Source organism: Pigmentiphaga sp. CHJ604, assembly GCF_036972535.1.
GTDB classification, from domain to species: Bacteria; Pseudomonadota; Gammaproteobacteria; order Burkholderiales; family Burkholderiaceae_B; genus Pigmentiphaga; species Pigmentiphaga daeguensis.
This window is the reverse complement of sequence record NZ_CP136998.1, coordinates 2,858,011-2,880,580: the sequence shown is the minus strand read 5'-3', so window position 1 is coordinate 2,880,580 and position 22,570 is coordinate 2,858,011. Positions and strand designations below refer to the sequence as shown.

Sequence of the window (22,570 nt, the reverse complement as noted above, 5' to 3'; positions counted from 1 at the left end):
CCCACATGGGTTGTAAGGTTTTGCAACCGCCGCCTGCGCGATGTTTCCAAGGATGTCGGCGGGCTTGGCGGCGCGGCGCATGGGCCATAATGGCCGCGTGCCAACCACGTCGCCGCACATGAAAAGCGAATCCACTTTCGAATGGCTGGGGGCCATGCTGGGCGAGGCCATCCGCACCATCGTCGCCGCGCTGAAAACGGTATTCGGCGGTTTCGGCGAAGCCGTCGGCGCGTTTTCCTCCGGCCTGGCCGAGGCCCTGGGCATGAGCCCGACCCTGTTCAATTTCGCGCTGCTGGTCCTGGGCCTGCTGCTGCTCTACGCCGGCATACGCTCGCTGCTGAACCGCTCGGTGCTGGGCGCCATCTTCTGGTTCCTGCTGGCGGTGCTGCTCCTGGGCGGATTGATCGGCGAAGCGGGCACGCCCGCCTGAGGTTGCCGCGACGCGGGAAATAAGGTGTCATGGAAGGATGTCCATGGCAGAGGTGCCCCAGATGCTTCCCATCCTCATCCTTCAGACCGGCGGCCCGCCGCAGGCGGTCGGCGCGGCCTATGGCGGCTTCGATCGCATGGTGGGCGAGGTGGCCGGCCTGAATCCCGGGCGGCTGGCCCGCGTGGCCGCCTACAAGGGCGAGACGCCCGAGGCGCCGTCGCGCTACGCGGCCGCGCTGATCACCGGGTCGCGCGCCAACGTGACCGACCACGCGCCCTGGAGCGAAGCCTGTGCGGGCTGGGTGCGCGATGCCATGGACGCGTCGCTGCCCCTGTTCGGCATCTGCTATGGCCACCAACTGATGAGCTATGCGCTGGGGGGGCGTGTCGGCTACCTCGAGGGCGGGCGGGAGATCGGCACCCAGCAGGTCGAACTGACTCCGGCGGCGGCCGGCGATGCCCTGGTGGCGGGTATGCCGTCGATCTTCGCCGCCCATTTCATCCACGAGCAGACCGTGGCCGAGCCGCCAGCCGGCGCCGCCGTGCTGGCCCGCAACGGCAAGGACAGCCACCAGATGCTGCGCTATGGCCCCAATGCGGTCTCGGTGCAGTTCCATCCCGAGTTCACGGTGCCCGTCATGAGGGCGTATTTCGACGTGATGCGGGCCGGGCTGGCCGATGAAGGCCTGGACGTGCAGGCGCTGCGCGCGGGCGTGGCCGAGACGCCGGTGTCCCATGCCATCATGCGGCGCTTCTTCGAACGCATCGCCGCGCCGGCGGCATCGGCGGACGCTCGATGAGTGCTGCGACCTTCATCCACGATTCGACCAAGGAGACCGTCATTTCCACGCAGGTTCTCGCCCGCGCCAGGCTGCTGGCCGCAAGCCTGGCCATGCTCGCCGCCTCCCAGGCCCAGGCCCAACTCGATACCGGCGCCTGCCTGGCCCGGCTGCGGCCGGCAGCCCCGGCCAACGGCATCCAGGTGGCCGATTTCGATACCTACACCCAGGGCGCGACGCTGCTGGCTTCCACGGTGGCCTCGGCGCGGGCCCAGCCCGAAGGCAGGGAGACCTGGTGGGACTACCTGGCCAAGACCGTGGACGAGGAACGGGTGGTCGACGGGCGCAAGCTGATGGAGGCCGAGGCGGCGCCGCTATCGGAGATCGCCGCCCGCTACGAAGTGGATGGCGAAGTGATGGTGGCCATCTTCGGCATCGAGACCAACTTCGGCCGGGTCCTGGGCAAGACGCGGGTGCTGGATGCATGGCTGACCCGCGCGTGCACCGAGAACAAGCCGCTGTGGATCAAGAACGTCTATGCCTCGATACGGATGCTGCGCGACGGACTGGTGCAGCCGGATACCTTCGTCGGCTCGTGGAGCGGCGCCTTCGGCATGACCCAGTTCATTCCGACCTCCTACTACGAGCTCGCGGCCGACGGCGACGGCGACGGAAGGATAGACCTGTACGGATCGCTGCCCGACGCGCTGGCGTCCACGGCCAGCCATCTGCGCAAGCGGCGGGCGCGATGGACGCGGGGGCTCTTGCCGGTCATCGAGGTCAAGCTGCCGGCCGGCGTGGCGGCAGGCGTGCCCGCGGGCCAGGAGTTCGCGGGCTCGGAGCGCCGCACGCTGGCCGAATGGGCCGCCCGCGGCGTCACGCGGGTGGACGGCGGCAGGCCGGATCGGCTGCGCGGCGGCGAGCCGGCACCCGATTCGCCCGCCTATCTGTTCGCGCCAACCGGCGCGGAGGGCCCGGTATTCCTGGCCACGCGCAATTTCGACGCCATCCTGAGCTACAACGGCTCGCACAAGTACGCGCTGGCCGTCAGCCTGCTGATCGACCGGCTGCACGGTGAGCCGCCCATCGCCACTCCCTGGCCGACCGACGATCCCGGCCTGTCGCGCGCCGAGATCCGTGAGTTGCAGGCGTTGCTGCTGGCGCGAGGCCATGACGTCGGCACGCCGGACGGCATTCCGGGCACCCGCACGCGCGATGCCGTGGCCGCCGAACAGCAGCGGGCCGGCCTGGCCGTCGATGGGCGGGTGGGCCAGCGCATCCTGCGGACGCTGCGGCAGGATCCACTGCCGCGTACCGCGCCGGCACCGGAGCCGCAGCCGGGGGGCGGCGCATGAAGGCAGCGCCCGGACCGGGCATCCTGGCGGTCGACATCGGCGGCACGGGCTTGAAGGCCGCCGTCATCGACGATGCGGGCCGGCTGCTGGGCCGGCACCTGCGGGTATCCACGCCCAGGCCATGCCCGCCGGACCGGCTGCTGGACGAGGTCGCCGGCATGGCCGCCATGCTGGAAGGCTACGATCGGATCTCCATCGGTTTTCCGGGCGTCATCCGCCGGCAGCGCGTGCTGACCGCGGTCAACCTCGGTTCCCCCGCGTGGGTGGGGTTTCCGCTGGCGCAGGCGCTGGGCGACCGGCTGGGCTGCCCCGCGCGGATGGTCAACGATGCCGACATGCAGGGCTATGGCCTTGCGCTGGGAGACGGCCTGGAGTTCGTCATGACGCTGGGCACGGGTGTGGGCACGGCGCTGTTCCGCGATGGCGAGCTGATGCCGCACCTGGAACTGGCGCACCATCCCATGGAGGATGGCAAGACCTACGAGGAATGCCTGGGGGACGCGGCGCTGCGGGCCGAGGGCAGGCCGTGCTGGAACCGGCGCCTGGGGCGCGCGCTGGCATTGGTCGACGTCCTGCTCAAGCCGGACCGCATCCACCTGGGTGGCGGCAACGCGCGCGAGGTGGAGGCGGGCTTGCCGCCTCATGTCAGCGTGGGCTCGAACGATGCCGGGCTGGCCGGCGGGGCGGCGCTGTGGCGACGCTGGAATCCCGCCCACGCCTGACGGGCGCGATCCCTACGGCAGCTCGGCCGGATAGCTGTCCAGCGCCAGCGAGACCTGGCGCCTGATGTCCCAATCGGCCAGGGTCGCCTGCACCGCGCCGTAGTAGACGCCGTTCTTGACCACGAACATCGAGGGCAGGTGGAACACCTCGTAGCGTTCGACCAGCCCGCGGTTGCGGCCCGCATCGATCCAGCAGATGCGCGCCACCGGCAGGCTCATGTCGGGAAGCTGGGCGCGCGCCAGCCGGCAGTTGGGGCAGGTGTCGCTGGTGAATACCAGCAGCGAGGTGCCGGGGGCATCCAGCAGGAAGCGGTCGGCGGTGCCGTCGTCGATGTCGATCTGTTCCATGGGAAAAAAAGCGGGCGCCGGTGGGTTCCGCGCGGAGTTCATGGGCGAGAATATATCGGATTTCCTTTTTTCGTCCCCCAGCCATGCACGCCAATGAACCGAACCAGCCGCCGCGCCGCTGCGCGTGGGCCGGCAACGATGCCCTGTACGTGTCCTACCATGACGAGGAGTGGGGCCGCCCCCTGGACGGCGAGGCGGCGCTGTTCGAGCGCATCAGCCTGGAGGGCTTCCAGGCCGGCCTGAGCTGGCTCACCATCCTGCGCAAGCGGCCGGCCTTCCGGCAGGCTTTCGCAGGATTCGACGTCGACGAGGTCGCTGCCTTCGGCATCCGGGACGTCGAACGCCTGCTGGCCGACACGGGCATCGTGCGGCACCGGGGCAAGATCGAGGCGGTGATCAACAACGCGCGCCGGGCGCGCGAACTGCGTGCCGAGGAAGGCTCGCTCGCGGCCTTCCTGTGGCGCTACGAACCCGCCGGTACCTACGACGGGCCGCCGCGCGCCGAGTCGCCGGAATCCCGGGCCCTGTCCAAGGAGCTCAAGCGGCGCGGCTGGCGCTTCGTGGGGCCGACCACGATGTATTCGTTGATGCAGGCCGTCGGCATGGTCAACGACCACGGACCGGACTGCGTCTGCAGGAAGGAGGTGGAGGCGCTGCGCGCCGCCTTCCCGCGGCCGGGCGCGTTGGGCCGGCGCAAGCGGCCCTGAAAGCGGACGCCCCTTATGAAGCGGCGTGCACAGGTAGCACGTTGCGATGACTTCGGATAGAGTATCCGGGCTGGATGCAGTGCCTTGTCGCGTTACCGGTTGGTTTCCCTGTCCGATCCCCGGTGTCACGAGTGGTGTGCCGCGGGCGAAGGACCGCAGCATTCACACGGGGGCAGATCATGACGTGGGTACTCGAGGCCATCAGGCAGTCGCCGGAAATCCTGCTGTTTCTCTCGCTGGCGATCGGCTTCTGGATAGGCAAGTTCCAGTTCGGCAGGTTCCAGCTCGGCGGCGTGGCGGGTTCGCTGCTCGTGGCGGTGCTGTTCAGCCAGCTCGGCGTCTCCATCGACAACGGCGTCAAGGCGGTGCTCTTCGCGCTGTTCATCTATGCCGTCGGTTTCGAGAGCGGCCCCCAGTTCTTCAAGTCCCTCGGGCGCCAATCCCTGAAGGAAATCGCCATGGCCGCGGTGCTGGCCATCACCGGCCTGGTGACCGTGGTGGTGCTGGCGCGCATGTTCGGCCTGGACAAGGGCCTGGCCGCCGGGGTGGCGGCGGGGGGGCTGACGCAGTCGGCCATCATCGGCACCGCCGGCTCGGCACTGGCCAAGCTGGGCCTGCCGCCCGACGAGCTCCAGCGCCTGCAGGCCAACGTGGCCATCGGCTATGCCGTGACCTACATCTTCGGCTCGTTCGGGGCCATCATCATCTGCGTCAACGTACTGCCGAAGTTCATGGGCCGCGACATCCGCGAGGATGCGGTGAAGGCCGAGACTTCGATGAACGCGGGCATGATCGTGCCCGGCGCGGGTGAACAGCTCGCCGCGCCCGAGGTGGTGGGACGGCTTTACCGGGCCGGGCCGGCTGCGGGCACCACCGTGGGCGAAATCGAGGCGCTGGCGCCCGACGGCATGGCGGTGACGGTCGAACGCATCAAGCGCGACGGCCAGATCATTCCCGCGCAGGCCGACCTGAAGCTGCACGCCAGCGACATCGTGCTGCTGGCCGGCAGGCGGGCGGCGGTGATGGCCGCGCGCCAGGCGCTGGGAGACGAGGTGCTGTCGTCCAGCGGCATGGACATGGTCATGCTGACGCGCGACGTGCTGATCACCGGCCCCGCCTACCTGGGCAAGACCGTCGCGCAGATACGGGCGGGCATCGCCGCCGACATTCGCCACGGCATCGTGGTGCTGGGCCTCAAACGCGACGGCCGGCCGCTGCCGATGGAGCCGGACACGGTCATCCGGGCCGGCGACGTCGCGGTGCTGTTCGGCACGGGCAACGACATCCAGCGCGCGGCCCACAGCGTCGGCACGGTCATCGTGCCCAGCGACAAGACGGACTGGGTCTATCACGGCCTGGGGCTGGCCCTGGGCCTGGTCATCGGGCTGGCCGTGCTGCGCATCGGGTCCATTCCCCTGACGTTGGGCAGCGGAGGCGGGGCGCTGTTGTCCGGGCTGCTGTTCGGCTGGTACCGCACGCGCAGGATGAGCGTGGGCAACATGCCCACCGGCGCCTCGACGCTGCTGCGGGACCTGGGCCTGGCGGGGTTCGTCGCGGTGGTCGGGCTGCAATCCGGGCTGCAGGCCGTCGACACCATACGCACCAGCGGCCTGTCGCTGTTCCTGATCGGCGTGGCGGTCACCATCGTGCCGCTGCTCATCACCATGCTGTTCGGCCGCTACGTGCTGCGCTACGACAACGCGGCCGTGTTCGCCGGCGCGCTGTCCGGGTCCCGCAGCGCCAACCCGGCCTTCGGCGAGGTGCTGGACAAGGCGGGCAATTCGGTTCCCACGGTGCCTTTCGCCGTGACCTATGCCCTGGCCAATGTCTTCCTGACCCTGCTCGGCCCGCTGGTCGTCGCCTTTGCCTAGGGTCCCATCGCAAGCCATCCACGGAGGCCGTCATGTCGACAGCGGATTACAGTCGGTACGCCAAACTGAGTCCTTTCGAACTGAAGGACGCGCTCATCGAACTGGCATCGAGCAAGCAGAACCGGCTCATGCTCAACGCCGGACGGGGCAATCCCAACTTCCTGGCCATCGTGCCGCGGCGCGCATTCTTCCGGCTGGGGCTGTTCGCCGCGCTGGAATCCGAGCTGTCCTTTTCCTACATGCCGCACGGCATAGGGGGGCTGCCCCGGATCGAGGGCATCGAGAATCGCTTCAACGCCTACATCGCCGAGAACCGGGACCAGGAAGGCGTGGTGTTCCTGGGGCGCGCCCTGAGCTACGTGCGCGACCAGATGGGGCTGTCCGCGTCCGAGTTCCTGCACGAGATGGTGGAGGGCGTACTGGGCGACAACTATCCGGTGCCGCCGCGCATGCTGCGGATCACCGAGGAAATCGTCCGAACCTACCTGGTCAAGGAGATGATAGGCGGGTTCCTGAGCAACCAGCACATCGACGTGTTCGCCACCGAGGGCGGTACCGCCGCGATGACCTACGTCTTCGACACGATGAAGGAAAACGGGTTGATCAAGGCCGGGGACAAGGTGGCGATAGGCATGCCGGCCTTCACCCCTTACATGGAGATCCCGCGCCTGAACGGCTATCAGCTGGAGTCGGTCTACGTCAATGCCGATCCGGACCAGGGCTGGCAATATCCGGACGCCGAGATCGACAAGCTGCTCGATCCGGCGGTGAAAGTCTTCTTCTGCATCAACCCCAGCAATCCGCCGTCCTACAAGATCAACGCCCATGGGCTGGAGCGCATCCGGAACATCATCGAGACCCGGCGGCGCGACCTGATCGTGCTGACCGACGATGTCTACGGGACCTTCGCCGACGATTTCCAGTCGCTGTTCGCCACGTGCCCGCGCAACACCATCCTGGTCTATTCGTACTCGAAGTACTTCGGCGCGACCGGCTGGCGGCTGGGGGCCATCGCCGTGCACCAGGACAACGTCATGGACGAGATCCTGCGCGGCCTGCCGTCGTCGATGAAGAAGGCCCTGAACGAGCGCTATGCCTCGCTCACGCCGGACGTGCCGGGACTGAAATTCATCGATCGGCTGGTGGCCGACAGCCGCTCCGTGGCGTTGAACCACACGGCGGGACTGTCCACGCCGCAGCAGGTGCAGATGGCCCTGTTCTCGCTGTTCGCGCTGATGGACGAGCACGACGGCTACAAGGCCGAACTCAAGAAGCTGATCCGCCGGCGCCAGGCGGCGCTGTACCGCGAACTCGGCATCGCCAGGAGCCAGGACGAGAATGCGGTGGACTACTACACGCTGCTCGACCTGGGCGCCATCGCAAGGGACCTGCACGGCCCGGAGTTCGCGGCCTGGGTGCAGAAGAACGTGGCGCCCACCGATCTCCTGTTCCGCATCGCGGACGAGACCGGCATCGTGATGCTGCCGGGCAGCGGCTTCGGCACGCTGCGGCCGGCCGGGCGCGTATCGCTGGCCAACCTGAACGAATACGAATATGCCGCGATCGGCCGGGCCTTGCGGCAGATGGCCGAACAGTTCTACGACGATTACCGCAAGGGCCGGCCCGGACCCGCCGGCAAGCGCGCCGCCGGCAAGGACAAGGCGAAGAAGGGCGGCAAGAAGTAGCCGGAAGTTATTCCCAGCCGCCGCCCAACGCCAGGAACAAGGCTGCCTGGTCGGTGGCCAGTTGTCCCTGGGCGGCGGCCAGCGCGCTTTCCGAACCGGCCAGGGTGCGGTCGGCGTCCAGCGCCGTCAGGAAGTCGGTACGCCCCAGGCGGTACAGCGTGCGCGCCTGTTCGGCGGCCTCGCGGTTACGGTCGCGGGCGGCGCGCAGCGCGTCGGCCCGGTCCAGGTCCCGGGCATATACGGTCAGCGCGCTGGAGGTCTCGCGCAGCGCGTTCAGCACCGCTGCGTCGAAGCGGGCCAGGGCGGCCGCGCTGCCGGCCTCGGCCTGTTCGATATGGCTGCGGGCCAGGCCGGTGTTGGGCAGGCTCCAGGAGATGAGCGGGCCCAGGCTCCAGTGGAAGCTGTTGTCGGCGCCGAAGCGCGACAGCGTGCCGGTGCTGCCGGCCGACAGGCCCAGCGAGATGCTGGGATACAGTTCGGACGTGGCCACGCCTATGCGGGCGGTGGCGGCCGCCAGCGAGCGCTCGGCCTGCCGGATGTCGGGCCGCCGGCGCAGCAGCGCCGCGCCGTCGCCCACCGGGACGGGATCGCGCAACGTGGGCGGGACATGGCAGGCGGCCAGGGACGCGGGCAGCCTACCCGGTGCCTTGCCCACCAGGACGGCCAGCCGGTAGAGCGCGGTGGTGCGTTGCGCCTCCAGCGGCGGCACGGCCGCCCGCAGCTGCTCGAGCTGCCCCTGGGCGCGGCTGATGTCCAGCGAGGTGCCGCGGCCCATGTCGGCACGCCTGCGGGTGAGCTGGGCGAACCGTTCCTGCAGCGCGATGGAGTGCCGGGCCGTCTCCAGCTGCTGGCCGGCGGCGCAGACGTCGGCGTAGGCTCGCACCGTGCCCGCCGCGACGTTGACCCGAGCCAGGTCGTAGGCGGCCTGGGCCGCCTCCGCGTCGGCGTTCGCCGCCTCGAGCCCGCGCGATATCTTGCCGAACAGGTCGACCTGGTAGGACACGGCCGCGCCCGCGTCGTAGGTGCCGACGTCGGGCAGCGCGTAGGGCACGCCCTTGGCGGCGCCGGAGGCGCGCCCATAGGCGGGAGCGGCGCTGACCGAGACGTTCGGTCGCCGGCCGGCGCCAGCCTCGTCCACGATCGCGGCGGCGCGTCGCAGGTTGGCGGCGGCCACGCGCAGGTCGGTATTGGCGGCGAAGGCCTGGCCCACCAGGTCGTCCAGCACCGGATCGTCGTACAGGCGCCACCAATGGGCGGGCAGCGGCGCAGCCCGGGCGGACGAGGCCTCCAGTCCGGCCAATGGTCCGTTGGCGGCGTCGAGGTTGACGGCGGCCTGCTCCGGCACGTGGTAGTCGGGGCCCACGGTAGAACACGCAGCCATCGCGCCCAGCAGCGCGGCGGCCAGGCAGCGCAAGACGAGGGGTTTCATGAGGCCGCTCCTTGGGGATCGCGGGCCTTGGCCTGTTCGCGGACTTCGACCGTGGCCGTCTGGCCCGCCACCAGCCTGACCGAGTCCGGAACGCGGTCGATGGCCACGCGCACGGGAATGCGCTGGGCCAGCCGCACCCAGTTGAAGGTCGGGTTGACGTTGGGCAGCAGATTGGCGGCGGTACTGCGATCGCGGTCGGCGATGCCTTCGGAGAAGCTCTCGACGTGGCCTTCAAGCGGTTCGCCCGCGCCCATCAGCAGTACCGACGCCTGGTCGCCGACATGGATGCGCGGCAGCTTGTTTTCCTCGAAGTAGCCTTCGACATAGAACGAGTCGCGGTCGACCAGCGCCATGACGGCATGCCCGGCGGTGACGTAGGCGCCGCCTTGCAGATCCAGGTTGGTGACGTAGCCGTTGACGGGGGACACCACCGTGCTGCGGGTCAGGTTCAACCGGGCCAGGTCGAGATTGGCCTGCGCCTGCGCCAGCGCGGCGCGCAGTTGCTCGGCGCGCGACTGGGCCTGTTCGCGGCTTTCCTGGGCGACCAGTTCGCCCAGTTCGCCGTTGCGGCGGATCTCGCGCGTGGCCTGGGCCAGGGCGGCGCGCTGCGATTGCACGGCGGCCTGGGCCTGGCGCACGGCCAGTTCGTAGCGGGCCTTGTCGATCTCGAACAGCACCTGCCCGGCGCGGACGGCCTGGTTGTCGCGCACCAGCACCCTGGTGACGGGGCCGGTGACATCGGGGGCGACCTGGACGACATAGGCCTTCACGCGGCCGTCGCGCGTCCAGGGACGGACCTCGTAGCGCTGCCAAAGGGTCCAGCCGGCGCCGATGGCGATGGCCAGGACCAGCAGGGTCAATGCGAACCGGCCCAGCGCCGGCAATGAAATCTTGGGTATCACGTCAGAACTCGCGGGTAAAGAAAAACGACAGGCAGGCCAGGACTATGACGAACAGGCAGGCGTCGAACAGCGGGGGATGCCAGACCAGGCGGTAGAGGCCGAGGCGGGCCAGTCCGTGCCCAAGCAGCCTGGACACGACGATGGCCGCGAAGGCCAGCAACAACAGGGCTGGCACGTACAGGCCATAGACGTTGATTTCAGCGAACATGGTCGGACTCCGGCAGGGAAGGCGCCGGCTGGTAGTCGTCGGCATCGGGGTACAGGTCGCGGCGTATGCCGCACAGCGCGGCCACCGCGTCGGGCTGCACGTTCGATGCCGGCAGCGCGCACACCGCGCGCAGCAGGTCGTCGATCCGCGCGAGCAAGTCGGGGGCGGGGCGCTGGGTGGGCAGGCGCCGGCTGGCGAAGAACGAGGACAGCGCGGCCAGCAGCGGCCGCACGCGCACGTGGCCGCGGACCAGCTCGGGCTGCAGGCGCAGCAGTTGCGTCATGTTCAGGCCCACGCGCAGGTCCGCCAGTACGTCGGCGCCTTGCAGGTCGGCGTTGGCGCGGGCAGCCGCCATGCGGGGCGCAAGCAGCGCGAGGCGGTCCAGCATGCGGGCCGAGATCTCGGTTACGATGATGTTGCGGGCCGAGTCGGCGCGTCCCAGTTCGGCCAGTTCCCGCCAGTTCGCGCGCAACAGCCTGAGCGCGCTGTAGTCGGCGCTGATGGTGCGGAACAGCCGCGTGCAGACGGCGGCGGCCACGATGCCCGCCACCTGCGCCAGCATGCTGTTGGCGAAGGAGACGAGATCGGCGGTCTGGGTGTCGTGCATGGCCAGCGCCGAGGTCACGCCGAACAGGAAGGCCATCGCCCGGCCGGTGGTGGGCGGCCGGGCGATCAGTACACCCAGCAGGAGGAACAGCGGCGCGGTGGTCAGCACCAGCATTTCGAAACTGTGCACGGCCGGCAGCACGACCAGCAGGTAGAAGGCCGAGCACGGGATGGACAGCAGCGTGAACTTCAGGAACACCCGTATGGCCGGCACGGGGTTGTCCATGGTGGCGAACAGGCAGCAGAAGATGGCCGCCATCAGCGCCGCGCCCGAGCCGGCCTGCCACGCGGTGGCGATCCAGAACAGGCAGCAGGCCAGGATGGCGACCGTGGCCGCGAAGGCCGACAGCAGGGCCAGCCCGCGGTCGGTGTGCAGCACGCGCGGTGAACTGGGCTGCTCGCGGACGGACTCGGAACGGGCATCGTGCAGGCCCGCCTCGATGTGCGTGCGCAGCGCGCTGGAGTCGGCGTAGGCATTGATCAGTGCCTTCAGGCGCGAGCCCAGGCTGAGCTCGACCATCTCGCGCCACCCCATGTCCCGCGAGACCGCGGGATGGCTGGCGTCGATGGCCCGCACCAGCCCGGCCAGCCGGGCAGGGTCACGCGGTCCGGGATCGCCGGTCCATGCGGCCACGTCGCGCATCACGGCTTCCCAGCGGCGGGCCAGGCCGGCGGGCATCGACCGCAGCACCGCCAGGCGGTCCTCGATGGCGGACAGCAACGGCATCATCAGCGAGATGCGGTCCTGCACGGCGTGGATGGCGTTGGTGGTCCAGCGCAGGTGCGAGGTATCGAAGGGCAGGTGGGTCGCCATCAGCCGCAGGTCGGTGACGTCGGCGGCGAGCTTGCGCCGATCCAGCTGGCCGACGTCGGACTTGCCGCCCAGCGTGTCGGCGATCCAGCGCTGGGCATCGTCGTAGGCCCGCTGCACGCGCGCGACGAGAACCGGGCCGATGCCCTGCGGCATCACCAGGCTGTGGATCAGCGTGGCGCAGGTGATGCCCAGCAGGATCTCTTCGACGCGCGCCAGCGAGGTGTCGAAGATCTGCTCGGGCTGTGTGACGGCGGGAAAGCCGATCAGCGCGGCGGTGTAGCCCGCCAGCATGAAGAGATAGGACCGGGGCGTGCGATCCAGCAGCGAGATGTACAGGCACAGCCCTACCCACAACGCGAAGGCGAGCGAAAGCAGCTCCGGCGCGTTGGCCAGGAGCGGCACGGCGGCCAGGGCCATGGCCGACCCCAGCGTGGTGCCGGTGACGCGGTAGACCGCCTTCGAGCGCACCGCGCCGGCCAGCGGGCTGCTGACCACGTAGGCGGTGGTCATGGCCCAGAACGGACGCGGCAGGCCCATGCGCATCGCAAGATAGAGGGCGAGCACCGCGGCTGCATAGCTCTTGAGCGAGAACAGCGCCTCGGAAAGGGTGGGGGGCTTCATGAGGACGACGCGGGCCCGGATTCCCGGGCGAGTTGTTCGATCGCGGCCTGCAGGCCTTCGAGCGTGCGCAGGCAGGCTTCGATGTCGTCCTGGCTGCTGCCTGCGAACAGGGCGCGGCGAAAGGGGATGAGGGCGGCTTCGACCCGGTCGGCGCATTGCCGGCCGGAGGCCGTGAGATACAGGGACTTGGCGCGGCGGTCGGAGGCGTCTTCGCGGCGTTCGACCAGGCCCAGCTCGATCACGCGGTCGATGACGCGCACCACCGACGAGGGCTCGATGCCCAGCGCGTCCGCGACAGCCCCGGGGCGGGCGCCGTCGCCCAGGCGGCCGATCATGACCACCGGCCAGGCGGTGGCCTGGGACAGGCCGAAATCGGCGGTCAACGTGTCGGCCGCCGATTTGTAGGCGCGAGCCGTGCGGCCCAGGGCCATGGTCAGGGTGGCGAGTTGCTTGTCGATTTTGTCCATGCAAAATATTAGCATGCAAACTATTTGTTTGTGAAGTATTTGCCGATTCGACAAAAATTCGACAAGGCTTCGACGTTTCTTCGATGGCGCGCCCGATAACGTGGCGGCATTGCTTCATGGGAGCGCCAGTTTGTCTTCCGCACTACACGGGCATCGCTCGGGGACGTTCATTTGGGGCCTGGTCGCGGCCGGGCAGAACCGCGGCTGGGGGCTCCGGGGCAGTACGCGGCTGGCGCTCGCCATCGCCGCCGGGTTGGTGCTTTTCTACAACATCGCGGTCTGGCGCGAGATCGTGCGCATCGTTCCCTGGAACGGGGCGGGCTCGGTCGTCTTCTATCTATCGTTCGCCATCCTGATGTGGTCGGCGTTCGGGCTGCTGCTGACGCTGTGTTCGTTCAAGACGGTGTTCAAGCCGCTGTTGACGCTGCTGCTGCCGGTGTCTGCCCTGACGGCGTACTTCATGGGCACCTACGGTGTCGCAATCGACAACGTGATGGTGCAGAACCTGGCCGAGACCGACGTACGCGAGGCCGGCGCATTGCTGAGCCCGGGGCTGCTGGGCTACCTGCTGGTGCTGGGGGTGCTGCCCGTGGCGGGCCTGTGGCGCCTGCGGGTGGAGTACGCGGCTGGCGTGCGGGGCGTGATGGCTCGCCTGCTGGTGGCCTCGGCCTGCCTGGTGACCGGCCTGGCGATGCTGGGCGGTTTCTATTCCGTGTACGCGCCGTTGTTCCGCGAACACCGGCAGGTGACGCAGAAGATCAATCCGACGAGCTACCTGTACGCGCTGGGCAAGTATGCGCGGCAGCGCTGGGGGGCCAAGGAGGCCGCCCTGGTCGTGGCGCCCATCGGCCTGGATGCCGTCCGCTCGGCCGCGGCCGCGGCGCGGCCCCGCAAGTCCCTGGTGGTATTCGTGGTGGGCGAGACGGCGCGCGCGGACCACTTCGGGCTGAACGGCTATGCGCGCGATACGACGCCGGAACTGTCGCGCCTGGGGGTGCTCAATTTCTCCAACGTCGCCTCGTGCGGCACGTCCACGGCGGTATCGGTCCCGTGCATGTTCTCGGACCTGGGCCGGGCGGATTATTCGGACCGCGCCGCCAAGACGCGCGAGGGCTTGCTGGACGTGCTCCAGCGGGCGGGCGTGGCGGTCTACTGGCGCGAGAACAACAGCGATTGCAAGGGCACCTGCCTGCGCGTGCCCAACGACAGCATCATGGGCAACCCGCGCCTTCCCCACTGCGACGCCGAGGGGTGCCGCGACGAGGCGCTGCTGGAAGGCCTGTCCGCCTACATGGACGAGCATCCGGGCGACGCCTTCATCGTGCTGCACACCATGGGCAGCCACGGCCCCGCCTACTACCGGCGCTACCCGCCGGAATTCGAGCGATTCAAGCCCGTCTGCCGCACCAACCAACTGGGCGACTGCCCGCACGAGGCGCTGGTCAACGGCTACGACAATTCCATTCTCTACACCGACTACTTCCTGGCGCAGGTCGTCGGCCTGCTGCAGAAGCAGGCCGCCACGCGGGATACGGCCATGGTCTACGTATCCGACCATGGCGAGTCGCTGGGCGAGAACGGTCTCTACCTGCACGCCGCGCCGTATGCGATCGCGCCGCGGGCCCAGACCCACGTGCCCATGGTGATGTGGATGTCGCCCGGCGCGGCGCGCGACTGGGGCGTGGACACCGCCTGCCTGGCCGCCCGTCGCGACGCGCCCTACAGCCACGACAACCTGTTCCATTCCGTCCTGGGAATGTTCGAGGTAAGGACGAGCGTGTACAGGCAGCAGCTGGACATGCTCGCGCCGTGCCGTGCGGCGCTCGAGGCCCGGGCGGGAAAGGGCCGCGCCCGGGGCTAGCGCCTGTCCACGCTAAAAAGAGGCTCGCCAGGCCCTGGGGCCTCAGAAGACGCTTTCGGCCAGGTTGTGCTGTTCGATGACCGACCGGACCGTGTGGCCGCTGGGCTGGCAGGCGAACTCGCATTCCTGCGGCATGTCGTTCGCGTGGCATTCGCCGCCCAGCAGCGGACACCGGCCGAACAGTTCGCTTACCCAGTCCACGAATGCCCGCACCTTGGGCGACAGGTGCCGGTTGTGCAGGTAGACCACCGAGATCGGCATGGGCGAAGGCTTCCAGTCGGTCAGCACCTCGCGCAGCAGGCCGGACTCCAGATGGGGGCGCACCATGTACCGGGCCGGCTGGATCAGGCCGAAGCCTTGCAGGCCGCAGGCCACGTATGCGTCCGAGTCGTTGACCGAGACGATGCCCTTGACCTTGACCTCGGTAGCCACGCCGTCCACGACGAAGTCCCAGTCGATGGTGCGGCCGGTGCGGGCGGAGAAATAATGGACGGCGTGATGGCGCTCGAGGTCCTTGAGCGTGCGTGGCTCGCCATAGGCCTCCAGGTAGGAGGGCGCCGCGCAGGTCAGGCTTTCGAAGGTGCCGATGCGCCGGGCCACCATGGAAGAGTCCTGCAATTCGCCGACGCGGATGGCGCAGTCCACGGCTTCCTGGACCAGGTCGACCGGACGGTCGCTCATGCCTATCACCAGCTCGATGTCCGGATAGCGCTCATGGAATTCGCACAGCGACGGAATCAGGATGGAACGGCCGATCGAGGCCGGCGTGTCGATGCGCAGCCGGCCGCGCGGCCGGCGCGCGACGTCGCGGAAGGACGTCTCGGCTTCCTCCAGGTCCGCCAGCAGCCGCACGCAGCGCTCGTAGTAAGAGGCGCCGTCGGGCGTGAGACTGATCTTGCGGGTGGTACGGTTCAGCAGCCGGACCTGCAACGCACGTTCGAGATTACGGATGGTGGTGCTGACGGTGGCGCGCGGCAGTCCGAGGTTGTCGGCCGCCAGGGTGAAGCTGTTGGCTTCCACCACGCGTGTGAACACCTGCATGGCCTGGAATTTGTCCACGAGAGGCTCCTGCCGCCTGATGGGCGGCAATTGTTCGTTCTGGATGAATAGTGTTTGTAAAAACGCAGGATTTATCGGAAACACGATAACACTCAGAATCGGGCATCGCTGTATTCACCCATACGAGCCCGAGGTTTTTCATGTTTCGTTTTCGCAAACGCGCGCTGGCGGTCACGCTGGGCGTTGCCGTGCTTGGCGTTGCCGGGGGCATCGCCGTGCAGAGGATGCCGGCCCTGGCCGGCCAGGAAGAAGCCCCCGCCGCGCCGGCCCCGGCGGCTGCCGTGGACGTGGCCGAGGTCGTCAGCCGCACCATCACGGACTGGCGCGGCTATTCAGGCCGGCTGGAGGCGGTCGACCGCGTCGAGATCCGGCCCCTGGTGTCCGGAACGCTGACCGCGGTGCACTTCCAGGACGGCGCCCTGGTCAGGAAAGGCGACGTGCTGTTCACCATCGATCCGCGTCCCTATGCGGCCGAGGTCGCCCGGGTCCAGGGCCAGCTTGCCGCGGCCGAGGCCCGCGACGCCTACGCGGCCTCCGAACTGGCGCGCGGCCAGCGGTTGTTGTCGGACAACGCGATCGCCAAACGCGATTTCGAGGAGAAGCAGAACGCCGCGCGCGAGGCGGCCGCGAACCTGCAGGCCGCCCGGGCCGCCCTGGAGGCGGCTCGCCTGAACCTGGAATACACGCGCATCACGGCGCCGGTCACCGGCCGCATCTCGCGCGCGCAGGTGACGGTGGGCAACGTGGTCGCCGCCGGCGCGGCGTCGGCTCCGCTGACCACGCTGGTTTCGACGGCGCGCATGTACGCGGCCTTCGACGTGGACGAGCCTACCTACCTGAAGATGGCGCAGGCCAGCCGCGCCGGCTCGGGCGCCATCCCGGTCTACCTGGGCCTGGCCAACGAGGAGGGCCATCCCCGCAAGGGCACGGTCAGCTTCATCGACAACCGCCTGGACGTGGCTTCGGGCACCATCCGTGTGCGCGCGGTGTTCGATAACCCGGACGGACAACTGATCCCGGGGCTGTATGCGCGCGTGCAACTGGGGGGCGGCAAGCCGCGCGACGCGCTGCTGATCGACGAGCGCGCAGTGGGCACCGACCAGGACAAGCGTTTCGTGCTGGTGCTGGACGAGGGCAATCGCGCCCGCTATCGCGAGGTGCGGCTGGGTAGCGCCAGCGGCGGCCTGCGAGTGGTCGACGCCGGCCTGAAGGCGGGCGAGCGCATCGTGGTGAACGGTTTGCAACGCGTGCGGCCGGGCGAGCCCGTGACGCCGCGCGAAGTGCCCATGGCGGGGCAGCCGGGCCGGTTCGCGGGCGATGGTCCGCCGGCCGACGGCGGACCGTCCGGCACGCCTGCCGCGCGCCAGCCCAGGCAGGTCTGAGGCGGCCGGACACGATCATGAATATTTCCAAGTTCTTCATCGACCGGCCCATCTTCGCGGGCGTGCTGTCGGTCCTGATCCTGCTGGCGGGTGCGCTGGCGATGTTCCAGCTGCCCATCTCGGAGTATCCGGAAGTCGTCCCGCCCTCGGTCGTGGTGCGCGCGCAGTATCCCGGCGCCAACCCCAAGGTGATCGCCGAGACGGTGGCTTCGCCGCTGGAGGAATCCATCAACGGCGTCGAGGACATGCTGTACATGCAGTCCCAGGCCAACAGCGACGGCAACCTGGCCGTTACCGTCACCTTCCGCCTGGGCATGGACCCGGACAAGGCGCAGCAACTGGTGCAGAACCGGGTGTCGCAAGCCTTGCCGCGCCTGCCCGAGGACGTGCAGCGGCTGGGCGTCACGACCATCAAGAGTTCGCCCACGCTGACGATGGTGACCCACCTGATCTCGCCGGATGACCGCTACGACATCACCTACCTGCGCAACTACGCGCTGATCAACGTCAAGGACCGCCTGGCGCGCATACCGGGCGTGGGCGAGGTGCAGCTGTGGGGCGCCGGCAACTACTCGATGCGCGTCTGGCTGGATCCGCAGAAGGTCGCGCAGCGCGGGCTGACGGCCTCGGACGTGGTGGCGGCGATACGCGAGCAGAACGTGCAGGTCGCGGCCGGCGTGATCGGCGCCTCGCCCAGCGCGTCCGACGTGTCGCTGCAATTGTCGGTGAACACGCAAGGCCGCCTGCAGACCGAATCGGATTTCGCCAACATCGTGCTCAAGACCTCGCCCGACGGCGGCGTGACGCGCTTGTCGGACGTGGCGCGCATCGAACTGGCGGCGGCCGAGTACGGCCTGCGTTCGCTGCTGGACAACAAGCCGGCGGTGGCGCTGGCCATCATGCAGTCGCCGGGCGCCAACGCGCTGGCGGTGTCGGACCAGGTGAGGGCGGCCATGAAGGACATGGCCAAGGACTTCCCGCCCTCGGTGGACTATCGCATCGTCTACGACCCGACGCAGTTCGTGCGCGCCAGCATCAAGGCGGTGGTGGTCACGCTGCTGGAGGCGGTGGCGCTGGTCGTGCTGGTGGTGATCGTGTTCCTGCAGACCTGGCGGGCCTCCATCATTCCGCTGCTGGCGGTGCCGGTCTCCATCATCGGGACGTTCTCGCTGATGCTGGGCTTCGGCTATTCGATCAACGCGCTGTCGCTGTTCGGCATGGTGCTGGCGATAGGCATCGTGGTGGACGACGCCATCGTGGTGGTGGAGAACGTCGAGCGCAACATCGCGGCCGGGCTGACGCCGCGCGAGGCCACGTACCGCGCCATGCGAGAGGTCAGCGGTCCCATCATCGCCATCGCGCTGACGCTGGTCGCGGTATTCGTGCCGCTGGCTTTCATGACCGGGCTGAGCGGGCAGTTCTACAAGCAGTTCGCGATGACCATCGCCATCTCGACGGTGATCTCGGCCTTCAACTCGCTTACGCTGTCGCCGGCGCTGGCGGCCCTGCTGCTGAAGTCGCACGACGCCCGGCCCGATGGCCTGACGCGCGTGATGAACCGCCTGTTCGGCGGCTTCTTTCGCCGCTTCAACGACATGTTCGGCCGGGCGTCCGATCGCTACGGCGCCGGGGTCACGGGCGTCATCTCGCGCAAGGCCATGGTCATGGGCGTGTACGGCGTGCTGCTGGCGCTGACGCTGGGCGTCTCGTCCATCGTGCCGGGGGGCTTCGTGCCCGCGCAGGACAAGCAATATCTGGTGGCCTTTGCGCAGTTGCCCAACGGCGCCTCGCTAGACCGCACCGAGGAAGTGATCCGGCGCATGTCCGACATCGCGCTCAAGCAACCCGGCGTGGAAAGCGCCATCGCGTTTCCCGGGCTGTCGATCAATGGCTTCACCAACAGCTCGAGCGCCGGCATCGTCTTCGTGTCCCTGAAGGACTTCCATGAGCGCAAGGGCAAGGAGGTCTCGGCCGAGGCGATCTCGAACGCACTGAACCAGCAGTTCTCGGCCATCAAGGAGTCGTTCATCGCGGTGTTCCCGCCGCCGCCCGTCATGGGACTGGGCACGCTGGGAGGATTCAAGCTGCAGATCGAGGACCGGGGCGCGCTGGGCTACGCCGAGCTGGACGCGGCGGCGCAGGCCTTCGTGGCGGCGGCGCAGAAGGCGCCGGAGCTCGGGCCGACGTTCAGCAGCTACCAGATCAACGTGCCGCAACTGGACGTGCAACTGGACCGGGTCAAGGCCAAGCAGCTGGGTGTCGCGGTCACGGATGTGTTCGACACCATGCAGATCTACCTGGGTTCGCTGTACGTGAACGACTTCAACCGTTTCGGGCGGGTGTACCAGGTTCGCGCGCAGGCCGATGCGCCGTTCCGTGCGCATCCGGACGACATCCTGGCGCTGAAGACCCGCAACGCCGCCGGCGAGATGGTGCCGCTGTCGTCGCTGGTGGACGTGCGTCCGACCTTCGGACCGGAAATGGTGGTGCGCTACAACGGCTATACCGCCGCCGACATCAACGGCGGGCCGGCCCCGGGCTATTCCTCGGACCAGGCCCAGGCCGCCGCCGAACGCATCGCCGAGCAGGTCCTGCCGCGCGGCATGAAGCTGGCGTGGACGGACCTGACCTACCAGCAGATCCTGGCGGGCAACGCCGGCATCTGGGTGTTCCCGATCAGCGTGCTGCTGGTGTTCCTGGTGCTGGCGGCCCTGTACGAGAGCCTGACGCTGCCGCTGGCGGTGATCCTGATCGTGCCGATGAGCATCCTGGCCGCGCTCACGGGCGTCTGGCTGACACGGGGCGACAACAACATCTTCACCCAGATCGGCCTGATGGTGCTGGTCGGCCTGGCCTCGAAGAACGCCATCCTGATCGTCGAGTTCGCGCGCGAACTGGAACTGCAGGGCAGGTCGGTGGTCGAGGCGGCCATCGAGGCCAGCCGCCTGCGGCTGCGCCCCATCCTGATGACGTCCATCGCGTTCATCATGGGCGTGGTGCCGCTGGTGACCTCCACCGGCGCCGGTTCCGAGATGCGGCATGCCATGGGCGTGGCGGTGTTCTTCGGCATGCTGGGCGTGACCCTGTTCGGTTTGTTCCTGACGCCGGTCTTCTATGTACTGCTGAGGCTGGCCAGCGGTGCGCGCAAGCTGCACTCGGCCGCGCATCACGAGGCGCCCATCGTGGCGGCTCATCACGCGGGGCATTGATGTGAAAGAGAATCTGATGAAAAGCGGTTTGCGAAGCGCGGCATTGACGGCCTTGCTCGTGCTGGCGGGTTGCGCGGTGGCGCCGGCCTACGATCCCCCGCGGCCCGAGGTGCCGGCATCGTTCAAGGAAGCGGCCGGCGGGAACTGGAAGGCCGCCCAGCCGGCCGAGGCTGCCCATCGCGGACGCTGGTGGGCGGTGTTCGGCGACCCGGTACTGGACCGGTTGCAGGAGCGAGCGGCGGACGCGAACCAGGATCTCAAGGCCGCCGTGGCGCGCCTGGCGCAGGCCAGGGCGCGGCTGGGCGAGGCCCGGGCCGACCTGTACCCCCGCGTCGACGCGGGCGCGGGCCCCACGAGGCAGCGGCCGTCGCCGGCTTCAAGGGGCCTGCCCGCCGAGGCGAACACGTCGCCGTCGACGCTGTGGCGAGCCCAGGCTTCCGTGGCCTACGAAGTGGATCTGTTCGGCCGGGTGGCGGCCGGGGTCGAGGCGGCGTCGGCCCAGGCCGAACAGGGCGAGGCCCTGCTGCGTTCGGTGCAACTGGCCGTGCAGGCCGACGTCGCGCAGGCCTATTTCCTGGTGCGGGAACTGGATGCGGGCCAGGAACTGTACGGCGGCACCGTGGCGCTGCGCGAGCGTACGCTGGCGCTGATCCAGCGCCGCTACGACGAAGGGGACATCAGCGAACTGGACCTGGCGCGGGCCCGCACGGAACTCGCATCGGCGCGGTCCGAGGCCCTGGATATCGCCCGCCAGCGGGCGACGGCCGAACATGCGCTGGCGATCCTGCTGGGCGAGGCGCCGGCTTCCTTCAGCCTTCCCCCGAGTCCGCTGGCGAGGCTGGCCGTGTCCGTGCCGCCGGGCCTGCCATCCGATCTGCTGGAACGCCGGCCCGACATCGCCGCCGCCGAACGCGCCATGGCGGCCGCCAATGCCCGCGTCGGCGTCGCGCGCACGGCATTCTTCCCCAGGCTGGAGCTGACCGGCGCGCTAGGCTACGAGTCCGCGCAACTGGGCGACCTGTTCAACTGGTCCAGCCGCACGTTCCTGCTCGGCCCCCTGGTGGGCACGATGCTGACCCTGCCCATCTTCGACGGCGGGCGGCGCGAGGCGGGGCTGCAGGCGGCGCGGGCGGCCTACGAGGAAGAGGCCGCCCGTTACCGCCAGACGGTGCTGGCGGCCTTCAAGGAGGTGGAGGACAACCTGGCCAACCTGCGCATCCTGGCCGACCAGTACCGGGCGCAGGACGAAGCGGTGGCATCCGCCGCGCGCGCGGCCCGGCTGTCGCAGATCCAGTACCGCGAAGGATCGGTGAGCTACCTGGACGTGATCGATGCCGATCGCAGCGTGCTCCAGCAGCGCCGTGTGGCCACCCGGCTGGACGGGGAACTGGCTCGCTCCACGGTCAACCTGATCCGCGCGCTGGGCGGCGGCTGGGAAGGGCAGGCGCCGGCGCCCGCGGCGGCGCTGTTGCTTCCACGCCAGCCTTCGTAACAAGCCGTGGCCGCGGCCTCGCAGTCTTGGGGGCTGCGGTCTTTGCTGTACGGAACGCTTACATAGTCAGGCGCCGTGCCCGTTGCGGACAGACATGCCGAGCCTACACTGGATCGACGCGCAGGTCCCGCGCGCCGGGGCCTTTCCGCGCGAAAGGAGTCAGGCATGAATACGAAATCCAAGCGTGGCACCCTGGGACTGGCTGCGGTCGCCCTGGGCACCGTTCTGTTCACCTCGGCGCACGCCGCTTCCGCCGCCGACACCACCTACCAGGAGGAACTGGCTCGTTGCAACAGCGGCCAGTCGGGCCAGGACCGCGCGACATGCAGGCGGGAGGCCGGCGCTGCCTTGCAGGAAGCGCGGCGCGGCAATCTGCGCGGCGCCAGCGATTCGGCCTACGAGCAGAACCGCACCCAGCGCTGCAACGCCTTGCCGGAAGCCGACCGCGCGGCCTGCATGGCGCGGGTGGACGGAAGAGGGACGGTCAGCGGGAGCGTGGAAGGCGGAGGCGTGCTGCGGGAGTACCGGGAAGTGGTGACACCCGCGCCCGGCTCCCCGGCCATGCCCTCGGGCTCGCCCGGCCCGGCGATGCCAAGGCCCGACGGCCCGGGCATGCGCTGACAC

The 22,570-nt window shown here is 69.1% G+C and carries 19 protein-coding genes; 12 read left to right on the top strand and 7 right to left on the bottom strand.

Annotation, left to right across the window (positions count from 1 at the left end):
- Positions 1–118 precede the first annotated feature (118 nt).
- Genes R4823_RS13845 through R4823_RS13830 form a run of 4 tightly spaced genes read left to right on the top strand, consistent with a single transcriptional unit; the run spans position 119 to position 3,285 of the window.
- Positions 119–430 (top strand): hypothetical protein, encoded by a 312-nt coding sequence (locus tag R4823_RS13845; RefSeq protein ID WP_132978843.1) that lies wholly within the window; start codon positions 119–121, stop codon positions 428–430.
- Between the two features lie 43 nt (positions 431–473).
- The gene (locus tag R4823_RS13840; protein WP_338619060.1) at positions 474–1,229 is read left to right on the top strand and encodes a glutamine amidotransferase; all 756 of its coding nucleotides are present in this window, start codon (positions 474–476) and stop codon (positions 1,227–1,229) included.
- The gene (locus tag R4823_RS13835; RefSeq protein WP_132978844.1) at positions 1,226–2,563 is read left to right on the top strand and encodes a lytic murein transglycosylase; all 1,338 of its coding nucleotides are present in this window, start codon (positions 1,226–1,228) and stop codon (positions 2,561–2,563) included. Before R4823_RS13840 ends, R4823_RS13835 begins: the two co-directional genes overlap by 4 nt.
- Positions 2,560–3,285, top strand: coding sequence for an ROK family protein (locus R4823_RS13830; protein ID WP_087840102.1), 726 nt, complete (start codon positions 2,560–2,562; stop codon positions 3,283–3,285). Before R4823_RS13835 ends, R4823_RS13830 begins: the two co-directional genes overlap by 4 nt.
- A gap of 12 nt (positions 3,286–3,297) precedes the next feature.
- Here R4823_RS13830 and R4823_RS13825 read toward each other — a convergent pair whose 3' ends face one another.
- Positions 3,298–3,633, bottom strand: coding sequence for a thioredoxin family protein (locus R4823_RS13825; RefSeq protein ID WP_087840277.1), 336 nt, complete (start codon positions 3,631–3,633; stop codon positions 3,298–3,300).
- Positions 3,634–3,716: 83 nt separating this feature from the next.
- Here R4823_RS13825 and R4823_RS13820 point away from each other — a divergent pair, with 83 nt between their 5' ends.
- From R4823_RS13820 to R4823_RS13810, 3 genes are all read left to right on the top strand, one after another.
- Positions 3,717–4,340: a DNA-3-methyladenine glycosylase I gene (locus tag R4823_RS13820; protein WP_087840103.1), complete on the top strand. Its 624-nt coding sequence runs from the start codon at positions 3,717–3,719 to the stop codon at positions 4,338–4,340.
- A gap of 179 nt (positions 4,341–4,519) precedes the next feature.
- Complete coding sequence (aspT, locus tag R4823_RS13815) at positions 4,520–6,211, top strand: aspartate-alanine antiporter (RefSeq protein WP_087840104.1); 1,692 nt, start codon at positions 4,520–4,522, stop codon at positions 6,209–6,211.
- Positions 6,212–6,243: 32 nt separating this feature from the next.
- Positions 6,244–7,896 carry a bifunctional aspartate transaminase/aspartate 4-decarboxylase gene (locus R4823_RS13810; protein ID WP_087840105.1) on the top strand — a complete coding sequence of 551 codons (1,653 nt, stop codon included), beginning with the start codon at positions 6,244–6,246 and terminating at the stop codon, positions 7,894–7,896.
- Positions 7,897–7,903: 7 nt separating this feature from the next.
- Here the strand turns inward: R4823_RS13810 and R4823_RS13805 are convergent, their stop codons facing one another.
- From R4823_RS13805 to R4823_RS13785, 5 genes are read right to left on the bottom strand one after another with little or no spacing between them, the layout of a single operon-like run.
- A complete protein-coding gene (locus R4823_RS13805) occupies positions 7,904–9,325 on the bottom strand; it encodes an efflux transporter outer membrane subunit (protein ID WP_132978845.1) in 1,422 nt (473 codons plus the stop codon).
- The gene (locus R4823_RS13800; protein ID WP_243724364.1) at positions 9,322–10,224 is read right to left on the bottom strand and encodes an HlyD family secretion protein; all 903 of its coding nucleotides are present in this window, start codon (positions 10,222–10,224) and stop codon (positions 9,322–9,324) included. The genes R4823_RS13805 and R4823_RS13800 overlap by 4 nt, the downstream gene beginning before the upstream one ends.
- Before the next feature lie 4 nt (positions 10,225–10,228).
- On the bottom strand, positions 10,229–10,435 hold the full coding sequence (locus R4823_RS13795) for a DUF1656 domain-containing protein (protein ID WP_087840107.1): 207 nt from the start codon (positions 10,433–10,435) through the stop codon (positions 10,229–10,231).
- A complete protein-coding gene (locus tag R4823_RS13790) occupies positions 10,425–12,476 on the bottom strand; it encodes an FUSC family protein (protein ID WP_087840108.1) in 2,052 nt (683 codons plus the stop codon). The genes R4823_RS13795 and R4823_RS13790 overlap by 11 nt, the downstream gene beginning before the upstream one ends.
- Positions 12,473–12,943, bottom strand: a complete 471-nt coding sequence (locus R4823_RS13785; protein ID WP_087840109.1) for a MarR family winged helix-turn-helix transcriptional regulator — start codon at positions 12,941–12,943, stop codon at positions 12,473–12,475. Before R4823_RS13785 ends, R4823_RS13790 begins: the two co-directional genes overlap by 4 nt.
- Positions 12,944–13,073: 130 nt before the next feature.
- Here R4823_RS13785 and R4823_RS13780 point away from each other — a divergent pair, with 130 nt between their 5' ends.
- Positions 13,074–14,804: a phosphoethanolamine--lipid A transferase gene (locus R4823_RS13780; protein ID WP_207958563.1), complete on the top strand. Its 1,731-nt coding sequence runs from the start codon at positions 13,074–13,076 to the stop codon at positions 14,802–14,804.
- Positions 14,805–14,846: 42 nt separating this feature from the next.
- Here the strand turns inward: R4823_RS13780 and R4823_RS13775 are convergent, their stop codons facing one another.
- Positions 14,847–15,863: a LysR family transcriptional regulator gene (locus R4823_RS13775; protein WP_087840110.1), complete on the bottom strand. Its 1,017-nt coding sequence runs from the start codon at positions 15,861–15,863 to the stop codon at positions 14,847–14,849.
- 140 nt (positions 15,864–16,003) lie between these two features.
- On the opposite strand from R4823_RS13775, the gene R4823_RS13770 reads away from it, so the two are divergent.
- The 4 genes from R4823_RS13770 to R4823_RS13755 all read left to right on the top strand — a co-directional run bounded on the left by R4823_RS13770 (position 16,004) and on the right by R4823_RS13755 (position 22,567).
- Positions 16,004–17,245 carry an efflux RND transporter periplasmic adaptor subunit gene (locus R4823_RS13770; protein WP_087840111.1) on the top strand — a complete coding sequence of 414 codons (1,242 nt, stop codon included), beginning with the start codon at positions 16,004–16,006 and terminating at the stop codon, positions 17,243–17,245.
- A 17-nt stretch (positions 17,246–17,262) separates the two neighbouring features.
- Positions 17,263–20,454, top strand: a complete 3,192-nt coding sequence (locus R4823_RS13765) for a multidrug efflux RND transporter permease subunit (protein ID WP_087840112.1) — start codon at positions 17,263–17,265, stop codon at positions 20,452–20,454.
- A 16-nt stretch (positions 20,455–20,470) separates the two neighbouring features.
- Positions 20,471–21,946 (top strand): efflux transporter outer membrane subunit, encoded by a 1,476-nt coding sequence (locus tag R4823_RS13760; RefSeq protein ID WP_087840113.1) that lies wholly within the window; start codon positions 20,471–20,473, stop codon positions 21,944–21,946.
- Between the two features lie 165 nt (positions 21,947–22,111).
- The gene (locus tag R4823_RS13755) at positions 22,112–22,567 is read left to right on the top strand and encodes a hypothetical protein (protein ID WP_087840114.1); all 456 of its coding nucleotides are present in this window, start codon (positions 22,112–22,114) and stop codon (positions 22,565–22,567) included.
- Positions 22,568–22,570 lie beyond the last annotated feature (3 nt).

Coding starts and splice junctions, on each gene's coding strand:
- R4823_RS13845 (WP_132978843.1), top strand. CDS start 119: ATGAAAAGCGAATCCACTTTCGAATGGCTGGGGGCCATGCTGGGCGAG.
- R4823_RS13840 (WP_338619060.1), top strand. CDS start 474: ATGGCAGAGGTGCCCCAGATGCTTCCCATCCTCATCCTTCAGACCGGC.
- R4823_RS13835 (WP_132978844.1), top strand. CDS start 1,226: ATGAGTGCTGCGACCTTCATCCACGATTCGACCAAGGAGACCGTCATT.
- R4823_RS13830 (WP_087840102.1), top strand. CDS start 2,560: ATGAAGGCAGCGCCCGGACCGGGCATCCTGGCGGTCGACATCGGCGGC.
- R4823_RS13825 (WP_087840277.1), bottom strand. CDS start 3,633: ATGGAACAGATCGACATCGACGACGGCACCGCCGACCGCTTCCTGCTG.
- R4823_RS13820 (WP_087840103.1), top strand. CDS start 3,717: ATGCACGCCAATGAACCGAACCAGCCGCCGCGCCGCTGCGCGTGGGCC.
- aspT (WP_087840104.1), top strand. CDS start 4,520: ATGACGTGGGTACTCGAGGCCATCAGGCAGTCGCCGGAAATCCTGCTG.
- R4823_RS13810 (WP_087840105.1), top strand. CDS start 6,244: ATGTCGACAGCGGATTACAGTCGGTACGCCAAACTGAGTCCTTTCGAA.
- R4823_RS13805 (WP_132978845.1), bottom strand. CDS start 9,325: ATGAAACCCCTCGTCTTGCGCTGCCTGGCCGCCGCGCTGCTGGGCGCG.
- R4823_RS13795 (WP_087840107.1), bottom strand. CDS start 10,435: ATGTTCGCTGAAATCAACGTCTATGGCCTGTACGTGCCAGCCCTGTTG.
- R4823_RS13790 (WP_087840108.1), bottom strand. CDS start 12,476: ATGAAGCCCCCCACCCTTTCCGAGGCGCTGTTCTCGCTCAAGAGCTAT.
- R4823_RS13785 (WP_087840109.1), bottom strand. CDS start 12,943: ATGGACAAAATCGACAAGCAACTCGCCACCCTGACCATGGCCCTGGGC.
- R4823_RS13770 (WP_087840111.1), top strand. CDS start 16,004: ATGTTTCGTTTTCGCAAACGCGCGCTGGCGGTCACGCTGGGCGTTGCC.
- R4823_RS13765 (WP_087840112.1), top strand. CDS start 17,263: ATGAATATTTCCAAGTTCTTCATCGACCGGCCCATCTTCGCGGGCGTG.
- R4823_RS13760 (WP_087840113.1), top strand. CDS start 20,471: ATGAAAAGCGGTTTGCGAAGCGCGGCATTGACGGCCTTGCTCGTGCTG.
- R4823_RS13755 (WP_087840114.1), top strand. CDS start 22,112: ATGAATACGAAATCCAAGCGTGGCACCCTGGGACTGGCTGCGGTCGCC.